Origin of the sequence: Nocardia vaccinii NBRC 15922 (assembly GCF_001613305.1) — a bacterium.
Classification (GTDB): domain Bacteria; phylum Actinomycetota; class Actinomycetes; order Mycobacteriales; family Mycobacteriaceae; genus Nocardia; species Nocardia vaccinii.
In genome coordinates, this window is sequence record NZ_BDCC01000031.1 from 26,728 (window position 1) to 34,614 (window position 7,887).

Genomic DNA, 7,887 nt, shown 5'->3' on the forward strand with positions numbered 1-7,887 from the left:
TGTCGTGTAGATCGAACGTCTTAGACAAATGTCCCACACGATTGACACATCTGTCTAGAACAAATGTCTAAGACGTTGTAACCTGGGAGTATGGGCAATCGAGAGGATCTGCTGGCGGCGGCGAAGAAGGTGATCCTGGAACGCGGGCTTGCCAAGGTCACCGCGCGCGACATCGCCGGGGCAGCCGGGGTCAGCCTGGCGGCGATCGGCTACCACTTCGGCTCGAAGGATCGGTTGATCTCCGAGGCCATCACCATGTCCGTCGGCAGCGAGATCGGCGACGGCATGGATGAGGTGATCCGTGACGCGGGGGAGGGGCGCTCGCTGCCCGAATCGTTCGCGGCCACTCTGGACGGCCTGGTCGACGTGGCGTTCCGGTATCGGGAGCAGTTGCTGCTGAGCCTGGAGAACGGTATGCGGATCGCCCGCTCGGCCGACTCCCGGACATTTCTGTCCGAGGCGACCGCAGAGGCGTACACAGAACTGGCAGCACTGCTTCGCGAGGTCTATCCGGATCTGTCCGGCAAGCAGGCGCGAGCGGTCGCGAAGCTGTATTTCGTGCTGTTCCAGGGCATCGCGATCCTGACGCTGCTCGGGCCGGAGGGTGAGATACTGCTCGGCGACGACCTCGAGGTCGCGCTGTCGGCATTGCGGGGAGGAGCCGCCGAGTAGTCTCGGCCGGACGGGATGCGGAGATCGAGCGGAGAGGCGGATTCGTGGCGGGACGGATTGTCGCGGGTGGCTGGTTGCGTGAATTGCGTGCGGCGCCGCAGGCGCGCACGGTGCTGGTGTGTTTCCCGCCCGGTGGCGGCTCGGCCAGCGCCTATCGCGCCTTGGCGCAACAATTACGCCCCGACACAGCGGTTTTCGCGGTGCAGTATCCCGGCCGTCAGGATCGTCTGGATGAGCCGCTGATCACCGATTTGCGGGTGCTCGCGGACCGGATCTTTCCGGAACTGGCCGTGGGCCTGCCGCGGTTGGCGCTGTTCGGTCACAGTATGGGCGCGACGGTGGCCTTCGAGACCGCGCGCCGATTGGAAAACGCTGGGCAGCAGCTGATCCGGCTGTTCGTCTCGGGCCGCATCGCACCGGACGCGCACTATGCCGGTGCGATCCACCAGGCTCCGGACGAGGACGTGATCGCCGAGCTGGAGCGGCTGGCCAATGATCCTGCCTCCGTGGCGATTCTGCGATCGGAGCCGAGTCTGGCGGAGTTGGTGCTGCCCGCGGTCCGTGGCGATTACCGGGCCGTCGAGACGTATCGATTCGAGCCGGGGCCCGCGCTGCGGTGCGATATCTCGGCGCTGCTCGGCGATGCGGACCCGACGGTGACCGCCGAGCAGGCGGGGGAGTGGCAGCGGCACACCGCCGGCGTGTTCGAGCTGGCCACCTTCCCGGGCCGGCACTTCTATCTCGATGAGAAGGTCTCCGCGGTAGCGGGATTCGTCAATGAACGCTCGGCTTGAGCGCGCGGTGGTGGCGGGGTATCCAGAGATATCCCGCCCACGAGATCGCGACCGCGATCACGACCAGGATGCGCACGAGATCCAATGCGCCGCGCGGATAGAACACGCCGGTGATGTAGTGATCGATGAACCCGCTCGGCGGTAGCGGGGCCTCGCCGACTTGTGTGCGCGCCCAGTTCTCCAGATGGGTCAGCGGGCAGGTCAGGTTGAACAGTACCGTGCCGAATCCCCACCCGAACGCGGCCAGATGGGTCCAGATCGTCCATCGCCACTGCCATGCGAGGTAGCCGCCGATCACCACATAGACGACGAACAGGAAGTGCACCACCGCGGTGGCGTCGGCCAGCAGACGGTACATCATGTATCCAGAGTAGGCGTGGGTCACGGTCCCTCCCGCTGCGTGTGATCGTATTGATGCGGTCGCATCCGCTGTCGTGCTGCCCGGTGAAGCCGTTCGTGAAACGAGATGCCCGGTTTGCGCCGGGGTTCGCCAGGGCGCTGAATTCCCGTGCGGCAGTCCGGATTCCGCCGGATCTCTGGTGGGTTCCAGTCCCGATGACACTTCTGGAATATCCATACTGTCATATGCGCATTAAGACATGTAAATTCAGCAGGTCGGACACGAGAACAACCCGCGGCGATGCCGCATCGAGGGAGAGCGGTTACCAGTTGGACGGTTCGAAATCTTTGAGGAAGCAGCCGTGCAGATCTTCGCCGTTCTCGCCGCGGACGATCGGGTCGTAGACCCGGGCCGCGCCGTCGACCAGGTCCAGCGGGGCGTGGAAACCCTCTTCGGCCAGGCGGATCTTGGTGTAGTGCGGGCGTTCGTCGGTGATCCAACCGGTGTCCACGGCGGTCATGAGGATGCCGTCGGCCTCGAGCATCTCCGCGGCGCTGGTGCGGGTCAGCATGTTCAGTGCGGCCTTGGCCATATTGGTGTGCGGATGGCCGGGGCCCTTGTATCCGCGGCCGAAGACGCCCTCCATCGCGGAGACGTTCACGACGTACTTGCGCCGGGCCGCGGCGGCGGCCATCGTCGGACGCAGCCGAGAGATCAGGATGAACGGCGCGACGGAATTGCACAGCTGCACCTCGAGCAGCTCGGTGGCATCGACCTCCGCCACGGTCTGCACCCAGCTGTTGGTGTGCGCGAGATCGGGCACCAGGCCCCCGGCGTCGATGGCCAGACCGCGCGAAATGCGTTCGGGAGTGGCGGATCCCGCGACGAGCGCCAATTCGGTCACCTCGGCGGCGGTGAGTGCGGGGGCCAGTGAGGCGGTCAGTGCGGTGGGATGCGCCTGCATGGTCTTGCCGAAGCTGACGGTGTCGGGGAGCTCGCCCACGGGCAGCGGATCGCTCTCGGCCTCGACCAGAGCGCCGTACGCACCGGCCGAGCGACGCACGGTCTGCGCGGCATTGTTGATCAGGATATCCAGCGGGCCTTGTGCGGCGACGTCCTCGGTGAGCGCGACGACCTGGGCCGGATCGCGCAGGTCGATGCCGATCACCCGCAGGCGGTGAATCCAGTCGCCGCTGTCGGGCTGGGCCTTGAATCGGCGGATGGCGTCGTTGGGGAAGCGGGTGGTGATGGTGGTGTGCGCGCCGTCGCGCAGCAGCCGCAGCGCGATGTACATGCCGATCTTGGCGCGTCCGCCGGTGAGTAGGGCGCGGCGGCCGCGCAGATCGGTGCGCGCGTCGCGTTTGGCGTGGCCGCGGGCGGCGCAGTCCGGGCACAGTTGGTGGTAGAAGGCGTCCACCCGGGTGTAGCGCTGTTTGCAGATGTAGCAGGGGCGCGGTTTGAGCAGCGTTCCGGCCGAGGCGCCCGAAGCGGTGGAGGTCAACGGGATTCCGGCGGTCTCGTCGTCGATCCGGTGGAGTGAGCCGGTGGCGGTGGCGTGCACGACAGCACGGTCGTTCGCCGCGACCGCGTCTCGGGCGGCGATGCGGCGGCGGCGTTTGAGCATCTTGAACATGTGCCCGACCGCGCGTTGGACGCGCACCGAGTCGGGGTGCTCCTTGTCCAGATCGCCCACCTGATCGAGAACCCGCAGGCAGATGGCGAGTTCTTCGGGATCGATGGCGACCTGCGGCGCGGCGGTATCGGTCGTCGAGTCGTGATCGGCCATCGCGGTGCGGGTGGTTCCTTCGTGCGTGCGGTCTCGGACCGGATCATTGTCGCATCAGCGCAGGTGTGCACCCGCACACGGCTGCCGTGCCGGAGTCCGCCCCGGTTGTTGACATAACGCCAACAGTGGTCCACGCTGGTGCCCGTGGTCGGCGGGTTGCCGACCCGAACGTGCGTCCGGCAGGTGAGAGGGCCGGACGCGCACGGTGAATCGGCTCGGTACGAGAGGTGAGACGCAGATGGCACGCGCGGCATGGAGCGACGACGAGGTCGAGGCGGTCCGGGAGCTGGCGAGGGATTTCTTCGCCAAGGAGGTCGTCCCGCACGAGGAGAAGTTCGTCGAGCAGGGCCATCCCGACCGTGAGCTGTACAACCGGGCGGGCGAGCTGGGGCTGCTGTGCGCGGCGATTCCGACCGAATACGGCGGCGGCGGAGGCACTTTCGCGCACGAGGCGGCCATCATCGAGGAGCAGTCCTTCGGGGGCGAGGGCGCACTCGGCATGCCGGTGCACTCCTCGATCATCGCGCCCTATCTGGCGCATTTCGGCAGCGAGGACCTCAAGCGGCGGGTGCTGCCGAAGGCGGCCAGCGGTGAGATGGTGCTCGCGATCGGCATGACCGAGCCGGGCACCGGGTCGGACCTGCAGGCCATCAAGACCCGTGCGGTGCGTGAGGGTGACGAGTACGTCATTACCGGGTCGAAGATCTTCATCTCCAACGGCTGGCTGTGCGACGGCATCATCCTCGCGGTCAAGACCGATCCGACCAAGGGGGCGGCGGGCGTCTCGCTGATCTTCGCCGAGGTCGGCGACGATACGCCCGGCTTCAAGCGCGGCCGGATCCTGTCGAAGATCGGCGGTAAGGGCCAGGACACCGCGGAGCTGTTCTTCGACGGGCTGCGGGTGCCGGCCTCGAATCTGCTCGGTGAGGCCGAGGGGCAGGGCTTCTATCAGATGATGCAACTGCTCGCGCAGGAGCGGCTGGTCACCGCGATCATGGCGGTGGCCATGATGGAGAAGGCCGTCGAGTTGACCGTGGAGTACACCAAGGGGCGCGAGGCGTTCGGCAAGCCGCTGTTCGCGATGCAGAACACCAAATTCGAACTCGCCGAGTGCAAGACCATCGCGCGGGTGAGCCGCACCTTCCTCGACGACGCCATCAGCAAGCATCTTCGTGGCGAACTCGACATTCCCACCGCTGCCATGGCGAAATATTGGCTGACCGATCAGTTGGGTATTGTGGTGGACCGTTGTCTGCAACTCTTCGGCGGCTATGGATACATGACGGAATACCCGATCTCCCAGCTCTACACGGGCGCCCGGATCCTGCGTATCCTGGCCGGTTCGAACGAGGTGATGAAGGATCTCATTGCCCGCTCACTCTGAAACCCGTCCCGCGACGTCCGCCGAGGCCCCGGCGCGCCGTCGGCTCGATCCCGACGAACGTCGCGCCCAGATTCTGGCCCGCGCCATCGAGATGTTCGGGGAACGCCCTTACGCGGCGGTGTCCACCGCGGAACTCGCGCAGCGTGCCGGGGTGGCCCGCGGCCTGATCAACCACTATTTCGGCAATAAGCGCGACCTGTATCTGGCGGTGGTGCGCCGGATGGTGACCTTGCCCAGGCCGGACGACATGGTGCTGCCGACCGGCACGGACCGGGAGCGAGTCGACGCAAGTGTGGCGTGGTTGCTGGACATCATCGGTGAGCACGGCAGCACCTGGGTGAAAGTGACCGGGCACGAGGGGATCGGCGACGATCCGGAGGTGCAGCGCATCCTGGACGAGGCCGACGACGCGGCCGCGGCCCGGTTACTGGATATGGTGGGCCTGAGCGGGTCCCGGCACACGGCTGAACTTCGGGCGCTGGTGCGTGCCTACGGCGGCATGGTGAAAACCGCTGGGCGCGAATGGATCATCCGCGGCACCCTGACCCGCGAACAGGTGCACATCCTGCTGGCGGACATGTTGTTCGCGTTGATCACCACGTCGTTCCCGAAGATCGACCGCTGATCGGAGCCGCGCCGGGTGCTCACTCCTGGGTGCGGGCCCGGCTGGGTTGCACGCGGGGCGGCTCGTTCGGCATCTTCGGGTACTGCGGCGGCCACGGGGCATCCAGCAGGCCCGAATCCTGATCGCGCGCAGCCATTTTCAAGAGCGGTTCGATGGACTGGGGAGTACGGTCGGCCCACGGATCGCCGAATTCGGCGACCCGTTCGGGCACCGTCGCGATCGTGAGTTCATCGGGCACGACGGTGTCCAGGGCGTCCCAGGAGATCGGCGTGGACACCTGCGCGCCGACCTTGGGACGTACGCACCAGGCCCCGAAAACCGTTCTGTGTGGGGCATTCTGGTTGTAGTCGATGAAGACCCGGCTGCCGCGCAGCTCCTTCCACCACTGCGCGGTGATCCGGTCCGGGTGGCGGCGTTCGAGTTCGCGGGCCAGGGCCACCGAGGCGGCGCGGACCTGATAGCCGTCCCAGCGCGGTTCCAGTGCGACGTAGATGTGCAGGCCGCGGGAGCCGGATGTCTTCACTCGGGAGTCGATGCCCAGTTCGGCGAAAAGCTCGCGGGTGCGGATCGCCGCCTCGCGCAGGTCGGTGAATCCGATGCCGGGGGAGGGGTCCAGGTCGATCCGCAGTTCGTCGGCGATGGCGAGGTCGCCGAGGACCTCGGTCACGGCCCGAGGCGTGGGGGTGTCTCCGGCGGCGGTGTCGGGCGGGCCGGCGTAGGCGTGGTTGGCCCAGACGTGAAAACCCAAGCAGCCGAGATTGACCGCCCACAGGATGTGCGCGAGGTCGGCGGCGACGAGGGCGTCGCTGGTAGTGCCGTTGGGGGTGGCGACCTTGGTGGTCTGGAGCCAATCCGGAACCGACGCGGGCACCCGCTTCTGGAACCAGGATTTGCCGCTCGCCCCGTCCGGATACCGTTCCAGCAGCACCGGCCGGTCGCCGATGGTGCGCATGATCGGTTCCTCGACGGCCTGGTAGTAGCGCACCAGATCGAGTTTCGTCTCGCCGCGCTTGGTGAAGTAGACCTTGTCGGGATTGCTGATTCGCACGGTGCGCCCGGCGGCCTCGACGTCGATGGCGGCACTCATCGGCGTGCCTCGGCGAAGATATCGGCGAGTTCGGCGGGCGCGACCTGCTCGAGCTGGGCGTACGTACACGATTCCGGGGTGCGGTCGTCGCGGAATCGGACCAGGCGCCCGCCGTGTCGTAATCGGCCGGCCATGACGTGTTCGTAGCGGACTTCGGCGACCAGTTCGGGGCGCAGCGCCTCCCAGGACAGATCCTTGGTGCCGGTCCAGCGGCTCACTCCGCCGGGCATCTTGCCCTCGGCCTTGGCCTGGGCGGCGGCATCGGCCCATTGTCGCCACGGATGGTTGTCCAGCGCGTTCTCGCGTAGTGGCTGGAGTTCTTCGACGAGGGCGGCTCGGCGGGCGGCGGTGAAACTGCTGGCCACGCCGACGTGATGCAGATTTCCCTGCTCGTCGTACAGACCCAGCAGCAGGGAGCCGACGCCCTGACCGTCCTTGTGCCAGCGGAATCCGGCCACCACGCAGTCGGCGGTGCGTTCGTGCTTGACCTTGATCATCACCCGCTTGTCCTGCAGATATGCCAGATCACCGGCCTTGACCACGACACCGTCGAATCCGGCGCCCTCGAAGCGGGTGAACCAGTCCCGGGCGAGTACCGGATCGGTGGTGATCGGGGTGAGGTGTACGCGGTCGAGTGAATGGTCGAGGATCGATTCGAGGATCTTGCGACGTTCGGCGAACGGCTCGCCGGTCAGATCCCGATCGCCGAGGGCGAGCAGATCGAACGCCACGAAACTGGCCGGGGTCTCCACGGCGAGTTTGTTCACCCGCGAAGCGGCCGGATGCAGGCGATTCTGCAAGGTGTCGAAATCCAGGCCGTGTTCGGTGACCGCGACGATCTCGCCGTCCACCACACACCGCTGCGGCAGCGCCTGCGCGAGCAGTGTCACCAGCTCGGGGAAATAGCGGGTGAGCGGGCGGTCGTTGCGGGAGCCGAGTTCGATTTCGTCGCCGTCGCGAAATACGATGCAGCGGAAGCCATCCCACTTGGGCTCGTAGAACAGTTCCGGATCGTCCGGCAATGCGGACGCGGATTTCGCCAGCATCGGTTTGACCGGCGGCATGAGGGGCAGATCCACACGATCCTCCTGGCTGTGTTTTCGGCCTCCGCTTCGCTCCGGTGTGTTCGTGGCCCCCTGAGTCTCGCTGTTCGGGCGTGTGTCGGGCACTCGTTCATCGCACCCGCCGCGCGTCCGAAC

Annotated in this window: 8 protein-coding genes; 4 read left to right on the forward strand and 4 right to left on the reverse strand. The window is 66.6% G+C overall.

From position 1 onward, the window contains the following. The first annotated feature begins 90 nt into the window (after positions 1-90). Together NV1_RS19980 and NV1_RS19985 are read left to right on the forward strand one after the other, a co-directional pair. Positions 91-672, forward strand: coding sequence for a TetR/AcrR family transcriptional regulator (locus tag NV1_RS19980; RefSeq protein ID WP_067893474.1), 582 nt, complete (start codon positions 91-93; stop codon positions 670-672). 44 nt (positions 673-716) lie between these two features. Continuing rightward, the gene (locus NV1_RS19985; RefSeq protein WP_067893476.1) at positions 717-1,466 is read left to right on the forward strand and encodes a thioesterase II family protein; all 750 of its coding nucleotides are present in this window, start codon (positions 717-719) and stop codon (positions 1,464-1,466) included. On the opposite strand, the gene NV1_RS19990 is transcribed toward NV1_RS19985, so the two are convergent. Continuing rightward, positions 1,447-1,827, reverse strand: coding sequence for a DUF2784 domain-containing protein (locus tag NV1_RS19990; protein ID WP_067893497.1), 381 nt, complete (start codon positions 1,825-1,827; stop codon positions 1,447-1,449). The two genes, NV1_RS19985 and NV1_RS19990, sit on opposite strands and share 20 nt — an antisense overlap. 301 nt (positions 1,828-2,128) lie before the next feature. Further along, the gene (locus NV1_RS19995; protein WP_067893478.1) at positions 2,129-3,592 is read right to left on the reverse strand and encodes an SDR family NAD(P)-dependent oxidoreductase; all 1,464 of its coding nucleotides are present in this window, start codon (positions 3,590-3,592) and stop codon (positions 2,129-2,131) included. Positions 3,593-3,830: 238 nt separating this feature from the next. On the opposite strand from NV1_RS19995, the gene NV1_RS20000 reads away from it, so the two are divergent. Beyond that, positions 3,831-4,976 (forward strand): acyl-CoA dehydrogenase family protein, encoded by a 1,146-nt coding sequence (locus NV1_RS20000; RefSeq protein WP_067893481.1) that lies wholly within the window; start codon positions 3,831-3,833, stop codon positions 4,974-4,976. Beyond that, a complete protein-coding gene (locus tag NV1_RS20005) occupies positions 4,960-5,601 on the forward strand; it encodes a TetR/AcrR family transcriptional regulator (RefSeq protein ID WP_067893483.1) in 642 nt (213 codons plus the stop codon). Before NV1_RS20000 ends, NV1_RS20005 begins: the two co-directional genes overlap by 17 nt. A 19-nt stretch (positions 5,602-5,620) precedes the next feature. Here the strand turns inward: NV1_RS20005 and NV1_RS20010 are convergent, their stop codons facing one another. Both NV1_RS20010 and NV1_RS20015 read right to left on the reverse strand, forming a co-directional pair. Next, a complete protein-coding gene (locus NV1_RS20010; RefSeq protein ID WP_067893485.1) occupies positions 5,621-6,688 on the reverse strand; it encodes a DNA polymerase domain-containing protein in 1,068 nt (355 codons plus the stop codon). Then, positions 6,685-7,767: an ATP-dependent DNA ligase gene (locus NV1_RS20015; RefSeq protein WP_218027156.1), complete on the reverse strand. Its 1,083-nt coding sequence runs from the start codon at positions 7,765-7,767 to the stop codon at positions 6,685-6,687. The genes NV1_RS20010 and NV1_RS20015 overlap by 4 nt, the downstream gene beginning before the upstream one ends. Positions 7,768-7,887: the final 120 nt, after the last annotated feature.

Coding starts and splice junctions, on each gene's coding strand:
- NV1_RS19980 (WP_067893474.1), top strand. CDS start 91: ATGGGCAATCGAGAGGATCTGCTGGCGGCGGCGAAGAAGGTGATCCTG.
- NV1_RS19990 (WP_067893497.1), bottom strand. CDS start 1,827: ATGATGTACCGTCTGCTGGCCGACGCCACCGCGGTGGTGCACTTCCTG.
- NV1_RS19995 (WP_067893478.1), bottom strand. CDS start 3,592: ATGGCCGATCACGACTCGACGACCGATACCGCCGCGCCGCAGGTCGCC.
- NV1_RS20000 (WP_067893481.1), top strand. CDS start 3,831: ATGGCACGCGCGGCATGGAGCGACGACGAGGTCGAGGCGGTCCGGGAG.
- NV1_RS20010 (WP_067893485.1), bottom strand. CDS start 6,688: ATGAGTGCCGCCATCGACGTCGAGGCCGCCGGGCGCACCGTGCGAATC.